Annotated in this window: 23 protein-coding genes; 16 read left to right on the forward strand and 7 right to left on the reverse strand. The window is 69.6% G+C overall.

The window, feature by feature from the left end:
* Positions 1 to 6 precede the first annotated feature (6 nt).
* The 8 genes from narJ to MRB47_RS02855 all read left to right on the forward strand — a co-directional run bounded on the left by narJ (position 7) and on the right by MRB47_RS02855 (position 6,078).
* The gene (gene narJ, locus MRB47_RS02820) at positions 7 to 705 is read left to right on the forward strand and encodes a nitrate reductase molybdenum cofactor assembly chaperone (RefSeq protein WP_011803898.1); all 699 of its coding nucleotides are present in this window, start codon (positions 7 to 9) and stop codon (positions 703 to 705) included.
* A complete protein-coding gene (gene narI, locus MRB47_RS02825; protein ID WP_012655473.1) occupies positions 702 to 1,436 on the forward strand; it encodes a respiratory nitrate reductase subunit gamma in 735 nt (244 codons plus the stop codon). Before narJ ends, narI begins: the two co-directional genes overlap by 4 nt.
* Positions 1,437 to 1,527: 91 nt before the next feature.
* Complete coding sequence (locus tag MRB47_RS02830; RefSeq protein WP_172205677.1) at positions 1,528 to 2,364, forward strand: peptidylprolyl isomerase; 837 nt, start codon at positions 1,528 to 1,530, stop codon at positions 2,362 to 2,364.
* Between the two features lie 21 nt (positions 2,365 to 2,385).
* Positions 2,386 to 3,063, forward strand: coding sequence for a carbonic anhydrase (locus tag MRB47_RS02835; protein WP_011803901.1), 678 nt, complete (start codon positions 2,386 to 2,388; stop codon positions 3,061 to 3,063).
* Positions 3,064 to 3,099: 36 nt separating this feature from the next.
* Entirely contained in the window at positions 3,100 to 4,434 is a 1,335-nt protein-coding gene (locus MRB47_RS02840; protein WP_252101847.1) for an NnrS family protein, read from the forward strand.
* A 5-nt stretch (positions 4,435 to 4,439) separates the two neighbouring features.
* Positions 4,440 to 5,102, forward strand: coding sequence for a nitroreductase family protein (locus MRB47_RS02845; protein WP_088887762.1), 663 nt, complete (start codon positions 4,440 to 4,442; stop codon positions 5,100 to 5,102).
* Entirely contained in the window at positions 5,103 to 5,528 is a 426-nt protein-coding gene (locus MRB47_RS02850) for a hypothetical protein (protein ID WP_011803904.1), read from the forward strand. It abuts the gene before it with no gap.
* A gap of 4 nt (positions 5,529 to 5,532) precedes the next feature.
* Positions 5,533 to 6,078, forward strand: a complete 546-nt coding sequence (locus MRB47_RS02855; RefSeq protein ID WP_252101848.1) for a hemerythrin domain-containing protein — start codon at positions 5,533 to 5,535, stop codon at positions 6,076 to 6,078.
* 219 nt (positions 6,079 to 6,297) lie between these two features.
* Here the strand turns inward: MRB47_RS02855 and MRB47_RS02860 are convergent, their stop codons facing one another.
* From MRB47_RS02860 to MRB47_RS02870, 3 genes are all read right to left on the reverse strand, one after another.
* The gene (locus MRB47_RS02860; protein WP_252101849.1) at positions 6,298 to 6,588 is read right to left on the reverse strand and encodes a DUF3567 domain-containing protein; all 291 of its coding nucleotides are present in this window, start codon (positions 6,586 to 6,588) and stop codon (positions 6,298 to 6,300) included.
* 176 nt (positions 6,589 to 6,764) lie between these two features.
* Positions 6,765 to 7,994 (reverse strand): DUF3108 domain-containing protein, encoded by a 1,230-nt coding sequence (locus MRB47_RS02865; protein WP_252101850.1) that lies wholly within the window; start codon positions 7,992 to 7,994, stop codon positions 6,765 to 6,767.
* 4 nt (positions 7,995 to 7,998) lie between these two features.
* Positions 7,999 to 8,787, reverse strand: coding sequence for an IclR family transcriptional regulator (locus tag MRB47_RS02870; RefSeq protein ID WP_252101851.1), 789 nt, complete (start codon positions 8,785 to 8,787; stop codon positions 7,999 to 8,001).
* Positions 8,788 to 8,902: 115 nt separating this feature from the next.
* On the opposite strand from MRB47_RS02870, the gene MRB47_RS02875 reads away from it, so the two are divergent.
* Together MRB47_RS02875 and MRB47_RS02880 are read left to right on the forward strand one after the other, a co-directional pair.
* Positions 8,903 to 9,886 carry a fumarylacetoacetate hydrolase family protein gene (locus MRB47_RS02875; protein WP_011803909.1) on the forward strand — a complete coding sequence of 328 codons (984 nt, stop codon included), beginning with the start codon at positions 8,903 to 8,905 and terminating at the stop codon, positions 9,884 to 9,886.
* 76 nt (positions 9,887 to 9,962) lie between these two features.
* Positions 9,963 to 10,931 (forward strand): Bug family tripartite tricarboxylate transporter substrate binding protein, encoded by a 969-nt coding sequence (locus MRB47_RS02880; RefSeq protein ID WP_252101852.1) that lies wholly within the window; start codon positions 9,963 to 9,965, stop codon positions 10,929 to 10,931.
* A 64-nt stretch (positions 10,932 to 10,995) separates the two neighbouring features.
* On the opposite strand, the gene MRB47_RS02885 is transcribed toward MRB47_RS02880, so the two are convergent.
* Positions 10,996 to 13,062 (reverse strand): molybdopterin-dependent oxidoreductase, encoded by a 2,067-nt coding sequence (locus MRB47_RS02885; RefSeq protein ID WP_252101853.1) that lies wholly within the window; start codon positions 13,060 to 13,062, stop codon positions 10,996 to 10,998.
* A 121-nt stretch (positions 13,063 to 13,183) separates the two neighbouring features.
* Between MRB47_RS02885 and MRB47_RS02890 the strand changes: the two genes are divergently transcribed.
* The 4 genes from MRB47_RS02890 to MRB47_RS02905 all read left to right on the forward strand — a co-directional run bounded on the left by MRB47_RS02890 (position 13,184) and on the right by MRB47_RS02905 (position 17,195).
* Positions 13,184 to 14,332, forward strand: a complete 1,149-nt coding sequence (locus MRB47_RS02890; protein ID WP_011803912.1) for an ABC transporter substrate-binding protein — start codon at positions 13,184 to 13,186, stop codon at positions 14,330 to 14,332.
* A 115-nt stretch (positions 14,333 to 14,447) separates the two neighbouring features.
* On the forward strand, positions 14,448 to 15,653 hold the full coding sequence (locus tag MRB47_RS02895; RefSeq protein WP_012655485.1) for a M20 aminoacylase family protein: 1,206 nt from the start codon (positions 14,448 to 14,450) through the stop codon (positions 15,651 to 15,653).
* Positions 15,654 to 15,752: 99 nt separating this feature from the next.
* Positions 15,753 to 16,853, forward strand: coding sequence for a M14 family metallopeptidase (locus tag MRB47_RS02900; RefSeq protein ID WP_252101854.1), 1,101 nt, complete (start codon positions 15,753 to 15,755; stop codon positions 16,851 to 16,853).
* Between the two features lie 84 nt (positions 16,854 to 16,937).
* Positions 16,938 to 17,195, forward strand: coding sequence for an acyl-CoA-binding protein (locus tag MRB47_RS02905; protein ID WP_220638432.1), 258 nt, complete (start codon positions 16,938 to 16,940; stop codon positions 17,193 to 17,195).
* A gap of 86 nt (positions 17,196 to 17,281) precedes the next feature.
* Here the strand turns inward: MRB47_RS02905 and MRB47_RS02910 are convergent, their stop codons facing one another.
* A complete protein-coding gene (locus tag MRB47_RS02910) occupies positions 17,282 to 18,427 on the reverse strand; it encodes an aminopeptidase (protein WP_252101855.1) in 1,146 nt (381 codons plus the stop codon).
* A gap of 74 nt (positions 18,428 to 18,501) precedes the next feature.
* Between MRB47_RS02910 and MRB47_RS02915 the strand changes: the two genes are divergently transcribed.
* Positions 18,502 to 19,173 (forward strand): DNA-3-methyladenine glycosylase I, encoded by a 672-nt coding sequence (locus MRB47_RS02915; RefSeq protein ID WP_252101856.1) that lies wholly within the window; start codon positions 18,502 to 18,504, stop codon positions 19,171 to 19,173.
* A 69-nt stretch (positions 19,174 to 19,242) separates the two neighbouring features.
* Here the strand turns inward: MRB47_RS02915 and MRB47_RS02920 are convergent, their stop codons facing one another.
* A complete protein-coding gene (locus MRB47_RS02920) occupies positions 19,243 to 19,797 on the reverse strand; it encodes a hypothetical protein (protein ID WP_252101857.1) in 555 nt (184 codons plus the stop codon).
* A 115-nt stretch (positions 19,798 to 19,912) separates the two neighbouring features.
* Positions 19,913 to 20,083, reverse strand: a complete 171-nt coding sequence (locus tag MRB47_RS02925) for a hypothetical protein (protein ID WP_252101858.1) — start codon at positions 20,081 to 20,083, stop codon at positions 19,913 to 19,915.
* 289 nt (positions 20,084 to 20,372) lie between these two features.
* Between MRB47_RS02925 and MRB47_RS02930 the strand changes: the two genes are divergently transcribed.
* Positions 20,373 to 21,656 carry a class I SAM-dependent methyltransferase gene (locus tag MRB47_RS02930; protein ID WP_252101859.1) on the forward strand — a complete coding sequence of 428 codons (1,284 nt, stop codon included), beginning with the start codon at positions 20,373 to 20,375 and terminating at the stop codon, positions 21,654 to 21,656.
* Positions 21,657 to 21,675: the final 19 nt, after the last annotated feature.

The raw sequence follows: 21,675 nt of genomic DNA on the forward strand, positions 1-21,675 counted from the left end.
ATTGCCATGTTCCAGAAAACGCCTGAATCCCTGCGCCTGACGCTGCGTGCGCTGGCGCACCTGCTGGGCTATCCCGATGCCGCGCTCCGTGCGAACGCGCCGGCACTGCTGGACGCGTTGCGGCTGGAGCGCGCCCTGCCCGAGGCGCGCATGCAGGAGATCGAAGCCCTGTGCCGCCAGCTGTGTGCCATGGAGCCCTACGAGGCCGAGGCGCGCTACGTCGACACCTTCGACCGCGGCCGGCAGACCTCGCTGCACCTGTTCGAGCACGTGCACGGCGACTCGCGCGAGCGCGGCCCCGCGCTCATCGACCTGATGCAGACCTACGAGAAGGCCGGCCTGCAGTTCGATGCGCAGGAGCTGCCCGACCATCTGGCGGTGGTGCTGGAGTTCGCCTCCACCCAGCCGCCGGCCGTGGCGCGCGAATTCCTCGGCGAGATGGCGCACATCCTCAATGCGCTGTTCACCGCGCTGACCAGCAAGGGCAACCCCTACGCCTGCGTGATCGCGGCGGTGCTCGAAGTCGCCGGCCAGCGCGTGCAGGCCGTCGCCATCGCGCCCGAGCCGGGCCTGGACGACGCCTGGGCCGAGCCCGAGGCATTCGACGGCTGCGCCACCCGCGGCCAGAACCGCCCGGACCAGCCCCAACCCCTGCATTTCGTGCGCAACGCACGCGCCAACTCGTCCCAAGGAGCCTCGGTATGACCGCCTGGATCGACAACCTCTTGTTCGGCCTGTACCCCTACATCTGTCTGGCCGTTTTCTTCATCGGCAGCTGGGCGCGCTTCGACCGCGACCAGTACACATGGAAGAGCGACTCCTCGCAGCTGCTGCGCCGCGGCAGCCTGCGCTGGGGCAGCAACCTGTTCCACGTGGGCGTGCTGGTCCTGTTCTTCGGCCACTTCGTGGGCATGCTCACGCCGCACGCGCTGTACGAGCCCTTCATGAGCGCAGGCGCCAAGCAGATCATGGCCATGGTCGTGGGCGGCGTCGCCGGCACCCTGGGCTTCATCGGCGTGACGCTGCTGCTGCACCGCCGCCTGACGGATGCGCGTATCCGCGCCACCTCCAAGACCAGCGACATCCTGCTGCTGTGGGTGCTGTGGGTGCAGTTGGCCCTGGGCCTGGCGACCATTCCGCTGTCGGCGCAGCACCTGGACGGCTCGATGATGATGCTGCTGGCCGAATGGGCGCAACGCATCGTCACCTTCCGCGGCGGTGCCGTGGAACTGTTGGCCAATGCCGGCTGGGTGTTCAAGGCGCACATGTTCCTGGGCATGACCGTGTTCCTGATCTTCCCGTTCACCCGCCTGGTGCACGTGTGGAGCGGGTTTGGCACACTGGCCTACATCACGCGCCCGTACCAACTGGTGCGCGCCCGCCGCATGAACCTGCCCGCAGGCCACAACCAGCCGGGTAATCGCAACGCGCTATGAAGTAAATAGCTGCCAGCGATTGCTGGTAGCGGGCTGGAGGCCAATTTCGCTTGAAATCGGCTTTCGGCCTCCCAGCCTCCAGGAGAACCCCATGAGCAACACCACCTGCGGATCGGGCGGCTGCGGCTGCGCCGGCAGCACCGACAACCTCCCACAGGAAGACGCCGCCCCGGTGGCCCGCATCAATGGCGTGCCTTTGCACGCCGACGGCGAGATCCTGCCGCCCGATGCACTGCGCCAGCGCGCCTGCACCGAGCTGCTGCGCCAGCAGGCGCAGCGCGAGGGGCTGTTGTCGCAAGACGACGCGCCGGGCCTGGACGGCGCCACCAGCGCCGAGGCATCGCAGGCCATCGAGCGCCTGCTCGACCAGGCCCTGCAAGTGCCCGAGCCCTCCGAGGAGGCCTGCCGCCGCTACCACGCCGCCCACCCGACTCTGGGCGGGCAGGGCGAGCGCGTGCGGATGCGCCACGTGCTGTTCGCGGTCACCCCGGGGGTGGATGTGAAGCTGCTGCGCCAGCGCGCCGAAGGCGTGTTGCTGGACCTGCGTTGCGCTGACGATGACGGCGCGCGCTTTGCCGCCGCGGCGGGACAGTGGTCCAACTGTCCCAGCGGGCAGGAGGGCGGCGATCTGGGCTGGCTGTCGGCCGAGGACTGCGCGCCCGAGTTCGCGCGCGAGGTGTTCGGCACGCAGGAAGTGGGCGTGCTCTCGCGCCTGGTGCACAGCCGCTTCGGCCTGCACGTGGTCGAGGTCTGCGAGCGCCAGCCGGGCCAGGAGCTGCCCTTCGAGCAGGTGCGCGCCAGCGTGGCGCTCATGCTGCGCCAGCAGGCCTGGGTCAACGCATTGCGCCAGTACCTGCAGTTGCTGGCGGGCGAGGCCGAGGTCGAGGGCGTGCACCTCGATGCGGCCGATACGCCGCTGGTGCAGTAGCGCCAGGCAGGGGAGACACCCATGCCTGACGACGAGCTGCTGCAACGGCTGCGCCGCTTCCATCTGGATGCCTTCCCCCAATACCGCGAGCAATTCCAGACGCTCGTGGACGAGGGGCAACACCCGACGACCCTGTTCATCGGGTGCTCGGATTCCCGTCTGCTGCCCTACCTGCTGACGGGGGCAGGACCGGGCGAGCTGTTCCTGGTGCGCAACGTGGGGGCCTTCGTGCCGCCCTACGACGGCTCCTACGGCCACCACGGCACGGCCGCCGCCATCGAGTTCGCGGTGCTCGAACTGCATGTGAGCCGTATCGTCGTGTGCGGCCACAGCCACTGCGGCGCCATCAAGGCCCTGTATGGCGAGGTCTCGCCCGAGGCGCGCAACCTGCAGCGCTGGCTGGACCTGGGCCGTGAGGCCGCGCTGCCCGTGCAGCCCGGCCCCGAAGCCCTGCGCCGCACCGAGCAGCGCGCCGTGGTGCTGCAACTGGAACGCCTCATGGAGTACCCCATGGTGCGCCGCCGCGTCGAGGACGGCAGCATTGCGCTGCATGGCTGGCACTACGTGATCGAGGAGGGCGAGGTCCACGTGTTCGACGTGGCCACAGGCGGCTTCGTGGCGGCGTCCAAGGCCAAGAGCAGCGGCACGGGCCCGTATGCGCCGTATGTGGAACATGATGGGCAAGTGCTGGTGGACTGAGGTGCACGCTGGCCACACTGGGCGAGGCCCACGCCCATGACTGAAGTGCGGCGCCGCACCGTGCCCCTGCGCAGCGAGCCCGCCGCGCCGGGCCGGCCCTCGGCCGAGGCGCTGGCGCGGCTGGACCGGCGCTGGCTGCCGCGCTACCTCATGCTGGCGCCACACCGGCTGGGGTTCTTCCTGGCGATGCTGCTGCTCATGGCCTCGGGCCTGTGGTGGGCTCTGGTGCAGATCGACCGCGTGAGCGGGGCGCTGGCATTGCCATACGGTGTGGCGCCGTCGCTGGTGCACGCGGCGGTGATGACGTTTGGCTTCATGCCGCTGTTTTTCGCCGGCTTTCTTTTCACCGCGGGACCCAAGTGGCTGCATGTCGAGCCCTGGCCGGTTTCCCGCGTCATGCCGTCCCTGCTGCTGCAGGCCGGCGGCTGGCTGGTGTGGCTCGCCGGCGGTTCCTGCGGGCTGTTGGTTGCGCTCGCCGGCTGCGCTGTCGCGTTCCTGGGGTTGGCGTGGATGACGGTGCTTTTCATCCGCCTGGTCCAGTGCAGCACGCTGCAGGACCGTTTGCATGCGCGCGCCATTGCCGCGGCCTGCCTGGTGGGCTGCGTGTGCATCGCGGCGCTGGGGCTGAGCCTGGCCGGCGGCCGTGGCGACCTGGCGCGTGCCTGGGTGCTGACCGGGCTGTGGGGGTTCGTGGCCGCGGTCTTCGTGGTGGTGGCCCACCGCATGATTCCTTTCTTCACCTCGGCTGTGCTGCCCATGGTGCAGGCCTGGCGCCCTTTCTGGGTTCTGTGGCTGATGCTTGCCGCGGTGGTGGCCGAGGCGCTCGCCGTCTGGCTGCCGTGGCTTGGCTGGGCGCCCGCGCTCGACACGGGCGGGCTGCTGGTGCGTGGCGCGCTGGAGTTGTCGGTGGGGGCCGTGCTGCTGTGGCTGGCCTACCGCTGGGGCCTGCTGCAGAGCTTGGCGCAGCGCCTGCTGGCCATGCTGCACATCGGCTTCATCTGGCTGGGGCTGGCTTTCGTGGGCCATGGCCTGGCGCACGGGGTGCAGGGTCTCTACGGCAGCGCTGCCGGGGAACTGGGCGCGCTGCATGCGCTCACCATGGGGTGCCTGGGCTCGCTCATGCTCGCCATGGTCACGCGCGTGTCCTGCGGCCATGGCGGCCGCGCGCTGGTGGCGGACCGCCTGGTCTGGACGCTGTTCTGGGTGCTGCAACTGGCGACCGTGGTGCGGCTGGCGGCCAGCGCGCCATTGCCCTGGTCGCCCGTGCTGTTGGCCGTCGCGGCCCTGCTGTGGGCTGGCATCATGGCGGTGTGGGGCCTGCGCCTCATCGGCTGGTATGGCCGGCTGCGCGCCGATGGCCGGCCGGGGTGAATGCCATGGAACAGGAGAGACCGGTGCCTCCACAGGCCTTGAACAATGCAGCCGCCACGGCGGAACTGGCCGCCGCGCTGCTGCAGGCGCGCCAGACCATCCTGCCCAAGCGGCTGGGCGCGCCGGGGCCGGACGCCGCGCAGCTGCAGGCCATATTGGCCGCGGCCGCGCATGCGCCGGACCATGGCTGTCTGCTGCCCTGGCGTTTTGTCTTGGTGCCCGACGCGGCCCGCGCGGCGCTGGGCCAGGCGTTTGCCGATGCGCTGCGCGAGCGCGACGCGCAGGCCACGCCCGAGCAGCAGGAGCAGGCGCGCGAGAAGGCCCTGCGCGCGCCCGTGCTGCTGCTGGTGGTGGTGGACGAATGCGGGGGCGATCCCGAGATCGCACCCAGTGAGCGGCTGGTGTCCGCGGGTTGCGCGGTGCAGAACCTGCTGCTCATGGCGACCGCGCTGGGTTTTGGCTCGGCGCTCACCAGCGGCAAGGCGCTGCAGTCGCAGGCGCTGCGCGGGCTGTTCGCGCTGAGCGAAGGCGAGCGCGCGCTGTGTTTCGTGAGCGTGGGAACGGTCGTGTCGCGCAAGCCCGTGCGCGCGCGGCCCGTGCCGGCGCAGTATGTGGGCACGCTGGTGCCCGGCCGGGGCGTGCAGCCTTGGCCGCAACAAGGGGAATGAATGCAAGTGAAAACCGAGATCAACAGTTTTGACGACCTGCTGCGCGCCGCGCGCAGCCACCGCGAGCGCCAGCGCCTGCTGTTCGTGTTTGCTGGCACAGAGCTGCCCGACGAGGCCACGCCGGAGCAGCGCGAGCGCTTCGCGCAGGGCGAGGGCGGGGTGCTGGTGCCGCTGATGTGCGTGGACAAGCTGCCCGAGGAGCTGGAGTCGTTCGACGCGCTGGTGCGCGAGTCGCAGCAGTTCGAGCAGCCGGGCCAGCCCTGGCGCCTGGTGTTCACCGCGGCGCTGTCGGGCACGGCGGCGCAGGCGCCGTCCGACGACGACGCCGACAAGGTGCTGCGCCGCATGGTGGAGGCCGTGAAAACGGGCGCTTTCAGCGCCTATCTGCCCTTCAACCGCGACGGCCAGCCCGTGCGGCTGGGCTGACGCCATGGCCAGCCGTGTGTCCCTGCCCGGTCTGCACACGCCAGGCGCGGGCTTTGACGAGCCGTTCGAGATGCTGGGCGCCTGCCATGACCGCGTTCGCCGCTCGCTGGACCTGCTGCAGCGCCTGCGCGACTACCTCAAAGCGCACGCCTGCGATGACTCCGCCCGCCAGGCGGCGCGCGACGTGCTGCGCTATTTCGACATCGCCGCCCCGCTGCACCACGAGGACGAGGAACTCCACGTCTTCCCGCCCCTGCTGGCCGGTGGCGACGCCGCGCTGACGGACCTGGTGCGCCAGCTGCAGCGGGACCATGTGCTGATGGCCGAACGCTGGGCTGCGGCGCGCGTGGGGTTGCAGGCGCTGGCCGACGGGGCCGTGCAGGCGTTCACGCCGCACCACGAGACGGCCTTGGACCGGTTTGCGCAGTGCTACGACGATCACCTGCGCCATGAAGACGACCGCATCTATCCCGCCGCGCGCGCGCTGCTGGACGACCCCGCACAGCAGTCCATGGGGCAGGAGATGGCGCGTCGCCGCGGCGTGCGTTGATCGCTATTAAAATATGAGCTGCTACCGCTTGATGGATAAGCGCTAGAGCCATTTTCATCTGGTTCGGACGGGCGGCTGCGCGCCGCTGTTCGTCAGCGCGCGGCCCCCAAAAAGAAGGCGCCGTGGCCAAGGCCACGGCGCGCTGTGCCCCTCACGGGGCGGCGACCCGCCGGGGGCGGACCGCAACGGGGGCCTGGCCCCCGAAACTCTGGTGCCGCGTCAGTGCACGATCACCGGGTTCTGCGCGAGCCCGACGTAGCCATCCAGCGTGTCCTCCACCTCTTCCTGGGTGGGCGTGTTGCGCTGCCAGGCCAGGATCTGCTGCTGGAACATCTCGGCCCAGGAGCCATCCAGGTACACCTCCTTGCCGGAGCGCTTGTCCACGATCTCGAAGCCGTGGCGCACCAGTTGTGGAACGGTGGGCGTGGCGGCTTCGCTGGCGCTGTCGGGGGTTGCGTCTGCCAGCATGTGGACCACCACAAAGGAGTCGGAGTCGTAGAGCATATTCATGGCGTGTCCCCCTATCGGTATGCCTGTCAGATTGCAGCGGATCGGCAGAGTTCAAGTCCCTGCGCCCCGCCGCTGGGACCAGTATTCCATGGAAAAGGGGCCGTGGCGGCCTTCGTGCGCGATCGCGGCCTTGTCCCACGCCGGGACGCGCACGCCGCCCGCGGCAAATGCCGGCATCAGGGCGTGTCGTGATGGCTCAGGGACAGCTCGGCGAAGTCGCCGTTGGCCTGCGTGAGGCGGATGCGCACCGGCAGATAGCCCATGTCCGTGCCCAGCCAGAGTTCGGCCTTCTGGTCGTAGCGCTGATCGGGACGGGGCAGGCGCTGGAGCTTGAGCGCGGGCGTGCGGCCGGCGGGCAGCTCCAGCGTTTGCGGCCCTTCCACGGTGAAGGTCCAGCGCTCGGCGCTGCGCGCACCCACGGTGGTCAGCGTGATCTGGGTGCCGGGGGGATAGCGTTCGGGAGCGGCGGCCAGCAGGGCGCCCAGCTGGATGAACACGCTCAGCCGGTCCTGGGCGCCGCTGCCGATGGCCGCGCGCGGGGCGTTGGCGCTGAAGATCACCTCGCCGCGCTCGAAGTCGAAATGCGCTGCGCGCTCGCTGCGCGACTTGTCGCCGAAGCGCGTGGGGCGCAGTCCTTGCGGCGTGATTTGGCCCACGCTGCTTTGCGAGCGCGCGCCCAGCAGGAAGGCCTTGATCTGCTGGCGCGCCTCGTACTGCGTACCGTCCTGGCGCCACAGCAGTTCGGCGCTGGCGTTGTAGCGGAACTTCTTCACCTCGCCCGTCACGTCGAACGCCAGCCGCGCCGAGGGCGGCAGGCGTACCGGGGGCGGTTCGGTGCCGGCCACGGCACCCGCGGCGCCCGGGGGCAGGATTTCCACGCCCGCGGTCAACGCGGGCGCCTCCTGCGCCGGCTGCGATGCGGCGGCGGCTGGCGCGGACGCGCTGGAGGCTTCGGCCATTGCGGGCATGGCCGGATCGCTGGCCGGGGAGAGGGGGGCGGAGGATGCCTGGGGCGCCGCGGCGTCCGCCGGCACTTCGGGGGTTGGGGTGGAGGAATCGGCCGGCACCTCGGCAGGGGGCTCCGCGGGAGAGGGTGCGGTTTGCGCGGGCGCTTCCATGACAGGTGCGGGCTCGGCGTGCCGCGTGGGAGGCGGTGCCTCCACGGGCGGCGGCGGCGGTGGCTTGCGCACGGGACGGGGGCGCGGCTTGGGGGCCGGCGGCGGCACTGGCGCGGCCTGGGGTTCCGGGGGAGGCGGCGGTGGAGGCGGGGGCTCCACCATCCGCGTATGGAAGGCCAGCCGCTGCGGCGCGCCCTGGTCCGTGCCGCCCCGCGGCAACCCGACCAGCACCAGCCAGTGCAGGGCCAGTACCACGGCGGTCAGCAGCAGCAGGGCGCGGCGCGGCATGCGTTCAGCCGGGTGTGGCGGCGTGACCCAGGTCGCGCGAGAGCTGCTCGGCCGCGGCGCGCAGCGGGGCCTCTATCGCACCGCCCCAGGCGGCATCGAACGTGGCGGCGGGGCCCAGCGTGGTGATGGCCAGGGCCAGGTGGCCGCCGGCGTCGAACACGGGGGCGCAGAAAGCGTGGATGCCCGGCAGCAGCGTGTCCAGCACCCGCGCGCAGCGGCGCTCGCGCACCTCGCGCAGCAGTGCCTGCACGCCGGCCTCGTCGTGCGGCAGGTCGGCGCGGCCCTGGCGGGTGGCGAGCGCGAGTTCCTCGGCCAACAGCGCGGCGGTCTTCTCGCGTGGCAGGTAGGCCGCAAAGCAGCGGCCCGTGGCGGAGCTGAGCAGCGGCATCACGTCGCCCAGGCGCAGGTTGGCCGTGAGCGCGCGTGGTGCCTCCTCCCAGTGCACGATGGTCGGTCCATGGTTGCCCCAGACGGCCAGCGCCAGCGTGTGGCCCAGCGCATCCATGAGTGGCGCCATGCGCTCGCGCGCCAGCCGCATGGCATCGAGGTGTGCCAGCGAAGCAAGCCCTAACTTGAGTGCCGCAGGGCCCAGGTCGTAACGGGCGTTGCGGGCGTCCTGCACCACCAGGCCCAGGCGCTGAAAGCTCACCAGGTAGCGGTGGGCCTTGGCCGCGCTCATGCCGGCCTCCTGCGCCAGGTCCTTGAGCATCAGCGGCCCGCGGGCGCGCGACAGCGCGTCCAGCAGCGCGAACCCGACCTCCACCGACTGAATGCCGACGCGTTCCTTGTCCATCTGCACTAGAATTTTGGAGTTTTGTTTAGTTAAATCAATTCACTGGATCGTAATTTGTGCCAGGCGAGAGGGCTCGCGCGGCGCAGGCGATGCATTCACCCGGAGACCCAGGCCCATGAAACTTGCTACCTACAAAGACGGATCGCGCGACGGCCAGCTTGTCGTGGTGTCGCGCGATCTGGGCACGGCCCATTATGCGACCGGCATTGCCAGCCGCCTGCAGCAGGTGCTGGACGACTGGAACTTCATGGCGCCCCAGTTGCAGGACCTGTACGACCAGCTCAATGCCGGCCGCGCGCGCCATCCGTTCCCCTTCGATCCGCAGCAGTGCATGGCGCCGCTGCCGCGCGCCTACCAGTGGGCGGACGGCTCGGCCTACATCAACCACGTGGAGCTGGTGCGCAAGGCGCGCAATGCCGAGGTGCCCGCCAGCTTCTACACCGATCCGCTCATGTACCAGGGCGGCAGCGACGACTTCATCGGCCCCTGCGACGACGTGGTGGTGCCCAGCGAGGCCATGGGCATCGACTTTGAGGCGGAGATCGCCGTCGTCACCGGCGACGTGAAGATGGGCGCCAGCCCGGAGCAGGCCCTGGACGGCATCCGCCTGGTGATGCTGGCCAACGACGTCAGCCTGCGCAATCTGATCCCGGCCGAGCTGGCCAAGGGCTTCGGTTTCTTCCAGTCCAAGCCGGCGACGGCCTTCAGCCCCGTGGCGGTGACGCTGGACGAGCTGGGCGACGCCTGGCAGGGCGGGCGCGTGCACCTCACGCTGCAGTCCACCTGGAACGGCCGCAAGGTGGGCATGTGCGACGCGGGGCCGGAGATGACCTTCCACTTCGGCCAGCTCATCGCGCACATCGCCAAGACACGCAACGTGCGCGCCGGCTCCATCGTGGGCAGCGGCACGGTGAGCAACAAAGACTGGGCCAAGGGCTACAGCTGCATTGCCGAAAAGCGCTGCATCGAGACCATCCAGGACGGCCAGCCCAGCACCGAGTTCATGCGCTATGGCGACACCATCCGCATCGAGATGAAGAACAAGGCCGGCCAGAGCCTGTTCGGCGCCATTGACCAGACCATTGCCGCGCCGCAGTAGTTTGAGGTCGTTTTGGGCCGTAGCGCTCGTCCATCAAGCGCGAGCAGCTATTCATAAAAGAGCAAGGAGACAACCGATGGAACGCAGAACCTTCCTGGCGGCCTGTGCCGCCACGGCGGCGGCGCCGTGGACACGCGCCGACACGGGCTATCCCAGCCAACCCATCCGCTGGGTGGTGCCCTACCCGGCGGGCGGCGGCACCGATGTGCTGGCGCGCACCGTGGCCGAGGCCATGCGCGGCGGGCTGGGCCAGCAGATCGTGGTGGACAACCGGCCTGGCGCGTCCACCAACATCGGCAGCCAGATCGTCGCCACCGCCAAGCCGGACGGCTACACCGTCATGTCGGCGGACAACGCGCTGCTGGCCTACAACGAGCACCTGTACCGCCGGCTGCCCTTCCACCCGGACAAGGACTTCACGTACATCGGCGGGCTGTCGCGCTTTCCTCTGGTGCTGGTGGTGAATCCGGCGTTCGCGGCGCAGACCTTCCAGGACTTCCTGGCCTATGTGAAGGCCCACCCCGGCCAGGTGAACTACGCCTCGCCCGGCAACGGCTCGCCGCACCACCTGGCGATGGAGTTGTTCAAGCACCGCACGCAGACGTTCCTTACGCACATTCCCTACCGCGGCGCGGCCCCGGCGGTGCAGGACGTGATGGGTGGCCAGGTGCCCTGCATGTTCCTGGACCTTGCGGCCGGCCTGCCGGTGATCCAGTCGGGCAAGGTGCGGGCGCTGGCCATCGGCGCCGCCCGGCGTGCGGCCGCGCTGCCGCACGTGCCCACGCTGGCAGAGGTGGGCGTGGCCGATGCCGAGGTCTATGCGTTTCAGGGCCTGCTGGGCCCGGCCGGGCTGCCGACGGCCATCACCGCACGGCTGAATGCCGCGCTGAACCAGGCGTTGGCCGCGCCCGAGGTGGTGGAGCGCATGCGGGCCTTTGGCATGGAACCGCTGGCCGGCACGCCCGAGCAGTTCCACGCGCTGGCCCGCGCCGAGGCGCGGCGCTGGGGGCCGGTCATTGCCGCCACGGGCGTGAAGCTGGATTGAGGTTTGGTGCCAAAAGTGGCTGTAGCGCTTTACAGTCAAGCGCTATCAGCTCACTTTTTGATAGTTAAGAGGCCAGCCGCTCCACCTGTACCCGGCAGTCGTAGAACGTGGGCCCCGCGCCCAGGTCGGTCAGGGCCTGGCTGGTCAGTTCGTTCACGTTGGTGCCGTTGTGGCCCAGCTTGCGCCACCACACGCCCAGGCCGTTCACCACGCCGGGACGGGCGCGCCCGTTGAGCGCGGCGTGGCAGGCGTAGCTGCCGCGGTCGTTGAATACGCGCACCAGGGCGCCGTCGGCAATGCCGCGCGCCGCGGCATCTTCGGGGTGGATCTCCAGCAGCGGGCGGCCTTCGATGTCGCGCAGGCTCTGCAGGTTCACGAAGGTGGAGTTGAGGAAGTTGCGCGCCGGCGGCGAGATCATGGCCAGCGGGTAGTCGGCCGAGGTGCCCGCGCCCTCGTGGTTGGGCACGTAGCCCGGCAGCGGATCCAGCCCCTGGTCGGCCAGCCGCTGGCTGTAAAACTCGCATTGGCCCGAGGGCGTGGGAAAGCCGCCGTCGGCGAACGGCGCATCGGGCACGGACAGGGGCGCGAAGCCCTGTTCCAGCAGCAGATCGAAGTCCACCTGGTCGCCATAGGCCTGGCGGCACAGTGCCTCGTCGCTGTCGGCAAAGCAGGGTTCGGTGAATCCCATGCGCGCGGCCAGGTCGCGGAAGATCTGCGCATTGCTGCGCGCCTGGCCCTGGGGCGCAATCGCGGGCCGGTTGAGCAGCACGTCGGTGTGGCCGTAGGCCAGGTGCACGTCCCAGTGCTCCAGCTGCGTGGTCGCGGGCAGGATGTAGTCGGCGTAGTCGGCCGTGTCGGTCTGGAAGTGCTCCAGCACCACGGTGAACAGGTCCTCGCGCGCAAAGCCGCGCACCACTTGGCGGGAGTCGGGCGCGACGGCCACGGGGTTGCTGTTGTAGACCACCAGTGCCTCGATCCTCGGCCCGAAGCTGGGCGATGCGTCGCGCAGCAGGTCGTCGCCGATGGTCACCATGTTGATGGTGCGCGGGCTGCGGCCCGCCAGCAGGTCGGGGCGCTGCAGCGCGGCCCGGTCCACGGGGAAGCTGCCGGAGCTGGACAGCAGCACGCCGCCCGCGCGGTGGCGCCAGGCGCCCGTGAGTGCTGGCAGGCTGGCGATGGCGCGCACCGCGTTGGCGCCGCCGTGCGCGCGCTGCACGCCGTAGTTCAGGCGGATGGCGGCGGGCCGCGTGGTGCCGTAGTCGTGCGCCAGCCGGCGGATCTGCTCCACGGGCAGGCCGCAGACCTCGGCCGCGCGCTCGGGCGGCCACTGCAGGGCGCGCTCGCGCAGTTGCTCCCAGCCCAGCGTGTGCCGGGCGAGGTAGTCGTGGTCCAGCCAGTCGTGCACGATCAGTTCGTGCATCAGCGCCAGGGCCAGCGCGGCGTCGGTCCCCGGGCGCAGCTGCAGGTGCTCATGGCATTTCTCGGCCGTCTCGCTCTTGCGCGGGTCGATGCAGACCAGGCGCGCGCCGTCGCGTTTGGCCTGCTGCGCGATGCGCCAGAAATGCAGGTTGCTGCCGATGGAGTTGCTGCCCCAGATCAGGATGAGCTGGGCCTCGGCGAAGAACTCCACCTTCATTCCCACCTTGGCACCCAGCGTGTGCACCAGGCCTTCGCCGCCGGCCGTGGCGCAAATGGTGCGCGCCAGCAGCGACGCGCCCAGGCGGTGGAAGAAGCGCCGGTCCATGCTCTCGCCCTGCACCAGCCCCATGGTGCCCGCGTAGCTGTAAGGCTGGATGGCCTGGGGGTCGCGCGCGGCGATGTGCGCCAGGCGCGCCGCGATGTCCCCCAGCGCTTCGTCCCAGCTCACCGGGGTGAACTGCCCGCTGCCCTTGGGGCCCGTGCGTTTGAGTGGCGTGAGGATGCGCTCGGCATGGTGGGTGCGCTCGGCGTACTTCGACACCTTGGCGCACAGCACGCCGCCGGTCTGCGCATGCGCCGGGTTGCCCTGTACGCGCACGGCGCGGCCGTTCTCCACGGTGGTGATCAGGGCGCAGGTGTCGGGGCAGTCGTGGGGGCAGGCGCCGCGCACCTGGTGGGTGGCCGAAGCGTCGTGGACGGGAGTCGGGAGCATGTGTGGGGACTTTGGTGAGGGGTGGACCGGGGAAAACGGGCTTCGGTAAACTCCGCGCCGGGCACTCCGTTTAACGCAGTGTCTTATTTATTTCAATAATGGTTTACTCTGAGGGTTTTCTATGCATTCAACGCGGTTGAGCCGCCGGCAATTCTCGGCAGGGATGGGCGCGGCCCTGCTGACCGGCGCATCCCTGACGCGCGCGCAGAGCGACACGCGCATTGTGCTGGGCCAATCCGCGGCCCTGACCGGGCCTGCCAGCCAATTGGGCCTGCAGTTCCAGGCGGGTGCCAAGCTGGCGTTCGACCAGGTCAATGCCCAGGGCGGCATCGGGCGGCGCACCATCGAGCTGCGCTCGCTGGACGACGGCTACGAGCCCGACCGCTGCGCCGAGAACACGCGCCGCTTGATCAATGAGGACGTGCTGGCCCTCTTTGGCTACGTGGGCACGCCCACCAGCCTGGCCGCGCAACCACTGTTCACGCAGGCCAAGGTGCCATTCTTCGCGCCCGTCACGGGCGCGGAATCCCTGCGCCAGCCGTTCAACCGCCTGGCCTTCCACGTGCGCGCCTCCTACGCGGACGAGGCCGAGCTCATCGTGCGCCAGCTCACCAACCTGGGGCTGGACCGTATCGGCGTCTTCTACCAGGACGACGCCTACGGCAAGGCTGGCCTGGACGCCGTGACCCGTGCACTGGCCACGCGCAAGCTGGCGCCCGTGGCGACCGGCACGGTGGCGCGCAACTCCGCCAACGTGACGGCTGCCGTGGCGCCGCTGGTGGCGGCGCAGCCCGTGGCCATCGTGCAGATCGGTGCCTATGCCGCCAGTGCGGCGTTCGTGCTGGCCGCGCGCAAGGCGGGGTACGGCGGCAAGTTCTACAACGTGTCCTTCGTGGGCACGCAGGCCCTGGCGGATGCGCTGGGCGCCAACGGCGCGGGCGTGGTGGTGTCGCAGGTGGTGCCTTCGCCCTACCAACAGTCGCGCCAGATCACGCGTGAATTCCAAGAGGCCATCAAGAAGGGTGGCAACGTGCAGGCCAACTACTCCAGCATGGAGGGCTACCTGGCCGCGCGCGTCTTCATCGAGGGGCTGCGCAACGCGCAGGCGCACGCCAGCGGCAAGCTCACGCGCGAGAGCCTGGTGGCGGGGCTGGAATCCCTGCGCGGTTCGGTGGGCGGTTTTACGGTCAACTTCAGCCCGTCCGACCATGAGGGCTCGCGCTTCGTGGAGATGTCCATGCTCACCGGCGACGGCCGCGTGCGCACCTGAGCGCCCCGCGCCCGCCGGCGCCATCGGCGGGTCGCAGGGGCTTCGGGCCCGCTTCGGCGCGGATCGGGGAGCACGGCTAGACTGTGGCATTCCCAGGACGACAGGCCCGATCCCCATGAACATCATCGACTCCATCGCCCGCGAAGCGGCCGCCATCGCCGAGGTGCGGCGCGACATCCATGCCCATCCCGAACTGTGCTTTCAGGAGGTGCGCACGGCCGACGTGATCGCGGCCAAGCTCACCGAATGGGGCATCCCCATCCACCGCGGGCTGGGCACCACCGGTGTGGTGGGCATCGTGCACGGCCGTGACGGCGGTGCCTGCGGCCGCGCCGTGGGCCTGCGCGCAGACATCGACGCCCTGCCCATGCAGGAGTTCAACACCTTCGCCCATGCGAGCAAGCACCAGGGCCGGATGCACGCCTGCGGCCACGACGGCCACACGGCCATGCTGTTGGCGGCGGCGCAGTATTTCTCCAAGCACCGCGACTTCGACGGCACCGTGTATTTGATCTTCCAGCCGGCGGAAGAGGGTGGCGGCGGCGCACGCGAGATGATCAAGGACGGCCTGTTTGAGCGGTTCCCCATGCAGGCGGTGTTCGGCATGCACAACTGGCCGGGTATGCCGGCCGGCAGCTTTGCCGTGAGCCCCGGCCCGGTGATGGCGTCAAGCAATGAGTTCAAGATCACCATCCGCGGCAAGGGCAGCCACGGCGCCATGCCGCACATGGGCATTGACCCCGTGCCCGTGGCCTGCCAGATGGTGCAGGCGTTCCAGAACATCATCAGCCGCAACAAGAAGCCCATCGAGGCGGGCGTGATCTCGGTGACGATGATCCACGCCGGCGAGGCCACCAACGTAGTGCCCGACAGCTGCGAGCTGCAGGGCACGGTGCGCACCTTCTCCACCGAGCTGCTGGACATGATCGAGCGCCGCATGCGGCAGGTGGCCGAGCACACCTGCGCCGCGTTCGAGGCGCGCTGCGAATTCGAGTTCGTGCGCAATTACCCCCCCACCATCAACTCGCCGGCCGAGGCCGAGTTCGCGCGCCAGGTGATGGTGGGCATCGTGGGTGAAGACAAGGTGCTGGCGCAGGAGCCCACCGGCGGCGCGGAGGATTTTTCCTTCATGCTGCAGGCCAAGCCGGGCGCCTACGTGTTCATCGCCAACGGCGACGGTGACCACCGCGCCATGGGCCACGGCGGCGGTCCCTGCACGCTGCACAACCCCAGCTACGACTTCAACGATGCGCTGATTCCGCTGGGCGGCACCTACTGGGTGGAACTGGCGCGCCAGTGGCTGGCACAGCCCACGGCCTGAGAGGTTCCGGGTTCCCGTGAGGCGGCTTCACACGGCTGACATGCCCAGGCTCCACCGTTGCGCGGTGGGGCCTTTTTTACATGTCCAAAGGGGGTTTCGATGATCGGTATCCCGCAGGCGTTCGCCGCAAGTTACGCACAGGCGCGGGCCCAATTTGTTGGCGCCGCGGCGGTGGCCGGCCTGACGCTGCAGCCGCAGGTGCATCCGCTGTGCGGCCCCAATGGCGAGACGCTGGCGCTGGACGTGGTGCGGGAGGGGCCGCTTGACGCGCCCCGTCTGCTCATCGTGAGCAGCGGCTGCCACGGCGTGGAGGGCCTGTGCGGCAGCGGCGTGCAGGTGTTCGCGCTGCAGGATGGCGAGTGGCGCGCCAAGGCACGGGCGCAGCGTGTGGCCGTGCTCTACCTGCATGCGCTCAACCCGTACGGCTTCGCCCACCTGCGCCGCGTGACACACGAAAACGTGGACCTGAATCGCAACTTCGTGGACTTCAGCCAGCCGTTGCCGGCCAACCCCGCCTACAGTGCGCTGCACCCCGTTTTGTTGCCGCCCGAATGGCCGCCCAGCGAGGCCAATACGCAGGCCTTGCTCGGTCTGCTGAATGCGTACGGCTTGCAGGCGCTGCAGGCGGCGATCACCCGCGGGCAGTACCAGCACCCCGACGGCCTGTACTTCGGCGGCACGGCGCCCACCTGGAGCAACCGCACGTTGCGCGCCGTGCTGCGCCGCGAGGGCGCGCGCGCCGAACGCATCGCCTGGGTGGACCTGCACACGGGCCTGGGGCCGAGCGGCCATGGCGAGCGCATCCATGCGGGGCGCGACGAGGCGCAGGCCCTGGCGCGTGCGCGCCGCTGGTGGGACGGGGGTGGCGCCACGCCGGTCACGTCCACCGAAGACGGCTCCTCCACCTCTGCGCCGCTCACGGGGCTGATGTGCCACAGCGCCTATGACGAGTGCCCGCAGGCGGAGGTCACGGCCCTCACGCTGGAGTTCGGCACGCAGCCCGCGCCCGCCGTGCTGCAGGCGCTGCGGGCGGACCATTGGCTGCACCGGCATCCTGAGGCATCGCCCGCCCTGGCCGCGCGGGTCCATGCCCAGATGCGCGAGGCCTTCTACACCGACACCGACGCCTGGAAGGGTCAGGTGATCAGCCAGGCGCGGCAGGTGCTGTTCCAGGCCGTGGATGGGCTGTGCATGGCGTGATCCTGGGGAGGCTTTAAAAAAGAACGGTCGTTCGTGTTTTGACTACACTGTGCGGCGATACCAACCCTGAACCGGAGACACTCCATGTCCGATCTGAACGCCACCTTCGAGGCCGCCGTGGCCAATTCCAAGAACCTCAGCGAGCGCCCCGACAACCCGACGCTGCTGAAGATCTATGCGTTGTACAAGCAGGCCACCGCCGGCGACAACGCCGAGAAGAAGCCGAGCTTCTCTGACATCGTGGGGCGCGCCAAGTGGGACGCTTGGGAAAAGCTCAAGGGCACGTCCGGCGACGAGGCCAAGCAGCAGTACATCGACTTGATCGAATCCCTGCGCGGCTGAGCGCTGTGGGCCCGCCAGCGTGCGGGCCAACCGTCCCCCAGGCCGCGAAGCCGCAGCAGGCACGCGGGGGCGGGGGCAACGCGGCGTCAGCCTCCGCCGTGGGCCACCCGGGGCGGCTGTGGCGCCAGCGCCTGCAGCGCGGCGGTGCGCTCGGCCTGCGGCGCCTGGGCCAGCGCCCGCACGGCTGCATGAAAGCGCCGCCAGTCGCGCCCCTCGCGCTCGAACAGCGCCATGAATGCGGGCACCCCTTCGTCATAAGCCGCCTGCGCGGCGAAGCTGGCGTTATTGGCATCGCGCACCCAACGGTCCAGCGCCGCCAGCTGTGCCTCGGGGACGTGTACGGCCAGCCAGCGCGCGCGCAGCGTGGCATAGGCCGCGCGGAAGTCCTGCATTGCTTCTTTTTTCATAGCTGATAGCGCTTGATGGTCGGGCGCTACAGCCCCATTTGATGCATAAATCTCGGCCAGCCGCCGGCGCGTTGCCTGGGTCAGCGCGCGCCATTGCGCGCGGCGCTCCTCGCTGGCCGCGAACTGGGCGCGGGTGGCCGGGGTGGCGTGCTGCTGCAGCCAGCGCTGCACGCCCAGCCGCTCCACTGCCGTGGCGTAGGATTCGTTGAACGCGGTATCGCCCTCGGCATACGCCACCTGGTGCGCCAATTCGTGCAGCAGCAGCCGCACGAAGTCGCCCTCGGGCCAGCCGATGAAGGTGGACAGCAGCGGGTCGCCTCCCATCCAGTTGCTGTAGCCCAGCGTGGAATACGCGGGTACGCCGTACACGCTGACCTCCAGTCCGGTGGCCGCCAGGCGCGCGGCCTCGGCCCGTGCGCCGGGCTCGTCGAAGTAGCCGCGGTAGCCGATGCAGCCGGTGATCGGAAAGCACCAGCGGTGCAGCGTGAGCGAATAAGGGCCCGCCGCCACCACGTTCCACACGGCAGCCGTGCGGTCCAGGCGCGCATAGCGGCGGTAGCTGGCATTGTCGGGCAGGGCCAGCTCGTCCACCGCGAACGCCCGGGCGCGCTGGGCCAGCTGCAGCCGCTCGCGCAGCGGCGCGGAGGTGTCGGGGTGGGTGATCCACTCCTGCACCGGGCGCGCGGCGTTCATGATCTCCAGGTGCCCGCGCAGGGACTGCCAGTAGTAGCCCAACGTGCCGCCCGACTGGGCGCAGCCGCCCAGCAGCAGCGCGGCTGCCAGCAGCGGCCACGGGCGCCGGGGCGATGGGGTGGATGTGCTCATGGTGGCGGAGGCGGGTGCGGCCAAGCATAGCAAGACGTTCTTGCGCCATTCGACCCAACCCCCACAATGCCCCCATGCTCGAAACCACCGAACCCTCCCCCCCAGACGAGGCCAGTGGCCTGTTCACCGACGAGGGCGGCCATGCGCGCTGCTTCTGGTGCCGCGCCAGCCCGCTGTACCGGCACTACCACGACCACGAATGGGGCTTCCCGGTGACGGACGAGCGCCGCCTGTTCGAGAAGCTCTGCCTGGAGGGGTTCCAGGCCGGCTTGTCGTGGCTCACCATCCTGAACAAGCGCGAGGCCTTCCGCGCGGCGCTGGCGCAGTTCGAGGCCGAGCCGCTGGCGGACTTCGGCGCTGCCGAGGTGGACCAGCTGATGGGCAACGCCGGTATCGTGCGCCACCGCGGCAAGATCGAGTCGGCCATCAACAATGCGCGCCGCGTGCTGGAGCTGCGCCGCGAGTTCGGGTCGCTGGCGCACTATGTGTGGCGCTATGCGCCCCTGGCCGCGCAGCAGCGGCCCGAGCGCATGACGCTGCCTGCGGTGCGTGCGATGACCACCTCGGCGGCGTCGGTGGCGCTGTCCAAGGATTTGAAGAAGCGTGGGTTCAGCTTCGTGGGTCCGACCACCATGTATGCCTTCATGCAGGCCATGGGGCTGGTCAACGACCACCTGGAGGGCTGCGGCGCACGCGCTGCGGCAGAGGCCGCGCGCGCCGCGTTCACACCCCCCGCTGCGGGGTGATGCGCGCCCCAAAGCCGGCTTAAGGCCTGCTCACGCTATTCGCACTGGCAAAAATAGTGTGAACAGGCCCTAAACCACCGCGTCGGACCGGACCACGATGTGGTCAAACCCCAGATGGTGCAGGCACTCGCGCAGGATCAGCAGCGTGGCCGCGAAGGCGTTGTCCTGCGCAAGGGTGTCCTGCGTGGCGGGGCGCCCCAGGCTGAGGGCGGCCAGGCGGTTGAAGGTGTGCTCCACCGCTTCCAGCGGCAGGCGCAACTCCGGCTGCGCCGGCAGGCCCGCAGCCAGCGCGATCTGGCGTATGCCGCCGTCGGCTGTGTAGAGCGTGGAGCCGGGCGCCAGCAGGTCGCGCACCGGCATCACCGCATCTTCCACCAGCATGATCGCGTGCTCCATCTCGGCCTCCGTGGGCGGCTGGTGGGCAAAGCAGGTGGTGGCCGTCACGCGCGCACCGATGTCCAGCGTGCGCAGCAGCGCGGGCGCGTCTGCGGCGCCGCTCAGCAGCCGCGTGTGCGCGCCACCGATGTGCAGCGTGGTGAGGGCGTCGGCCATGCCCTCGGCGCGCAGGGCCTGGTACAGCGCAGCGGCATCTTCGGGAGACAGTGGCGCGGGCGTCTGGGGCATGGGGCCTTCCGGTAGCGGGAATGCGGCGATTGTGCGGCACGGGCGGCGTGCAGCCCCGCCCATGAAAAAGCCCTCCGAAGAGGGCTTGCAGGCTAAGCCGGGCAAAAAGGGGCGATCAGCCGCCCTTGTTGCTGCGCTTGCCGGGGTTTTTCTTGCTGCGCGTGGCCACGCCGCGCTCCAGGCTCACGCGCTGGCCGCGGCCGTGGGTGGTCACTGCCATGCCGGGCATGGGGGTGGGACGGGGAGTGCGCTTGCGGTCGGCTTCGGTGATGATTTTGTTGCCCATGATGGCTCCTGAAATGAAAACGGTGAAAACTCCCTATTAGGCCATAGCCGCGAGCGCCCTTCCAAGGCCGAGGGGTGCGCCAGGCGCGACACCAAATATGCTATTAATCAATGAGCTGGTGGCGCATGTATGGCGGGACATCCACCGCAATTTTGCCGCGGAATTGGCGGTGGCGGTGCGCGCGGCACCTGTCAGACAGCACCTTGCCGGCATGTCGGCCAGCGCCCATTGACGGGCCTGCCCGCGCCCTTCAAGAATGGCAGTTGTCATGGAGACCGAGGGACATGCCATGAAGCATCTGCTCCACTCCCTGGAGGCCAGCCTGGCGCTTTCCCCTGTAGGGGTGGCTGTCGAACTGCCCGACGGCGCGCGCCTGGGTGACGCCAATGCCGACCTGCGGTTGCGTTTTCGCGACCGCATGGCCGTGGTGGCCCTGGCCATGGGTGAGATCGGCAACGTGGGCGCGGCCATCGTCGAAGGCCGCGTGGCGTTGGAAGGCAGCATGCGCCAGTTGATGACGGCGGCCGCGGCGCTGCTCAAGCTGAACCCCACGCACGAGGGACCGGCGACTGGGTGGCAGCGCGTGTTGCTGCGTGCGCGTTCGATGGCGGCGCACACCCTGTCCCATGACGCACGCAATATCCAGTTCCACTACGACCTGTCCGACGACTTCTACGCCCTGTGGCTGGACCCGCGGCGCGTCTATTCCTGCGCCTATTACCGCACGCCTGACATGAGCTTGGCACAGGCACAGGAGGCCAAGCTGGACCACATCTGCCGCAAGCTCCTGCTGCGTCCCGGCGACCGCTTCCTGGACATTGGCGCCGGCTGGGGCGGGCTGCTGCTGTGGGCAGCGCAGGAGTATGGTGTGGACGCCACGGGCATCACGCTGTCGCGCAACCAGCATGCGCATGTGCAGCGGCTCATCGAGGAGCGCGGCCTGCAGGGTCGGGTGCGCATGCAGTTGCTGGATTACCGTGAACTGCAGGTGGAGCAGCCGTTCGACAAGATTGCCTCGGTCGGCATGTTCGAACATGTGGGCCGTTCGCAGATGGAGCGGTACTTCGCCACCGTGCACCGTCTGCTGCGCCCGGGCGGCCTGCTGCTCAACCACGGCATCACGTCGGGCGGGCTGGACAACCCCCGGCTGGGCGCCGGCTTGGGCGATTTCATCGAGCGCTACATCTTCCCCGGCGGCGAACTTCTGCATGTGAGCACGGTGCTGCACGACATGGCCCGGGCCGGGCTGGAGATGGTGGACACCGAGAACCTGCGTCCGCACTACGCCCGCACGCTGTGGGCCTGGTCGGATGCGCTGGAGGCCCGTCAGGACGAGGCGCGCAGCGTGCTGGTCGCGCAGCACGGCAAGGAACGCGGCGAGAAGGCCCTGCGCGCCTACCGGCTGTACCTGGCGGGCTGCGCCCTGGCCTTCGAGCGCGGCTGGACCGCGCTGCACCAGATGCTGGCCGTGCGGCCCACGGGCCACGTGGAAGATGGCGTGCTCAAGGGTGCGCAGTCCGACTATCCTTTCAGCCGCGCCTACATGTACGAAGGCCCTGCGGCCACCCACTGATCCTTTGTCCTGGAACTTC

It is taken from the genome of Diaphorobacter sp. LI3, from assembly GCF_022807955.1.
GTDB classification, from domain to species: domain Bacteria; phylum Pseudomonadota; class Gammaproteobacteria; order Burkholderiales; family Burkholderiaceae_C; genus Diaphorobacter; species Diaphorobacter nitroreducens.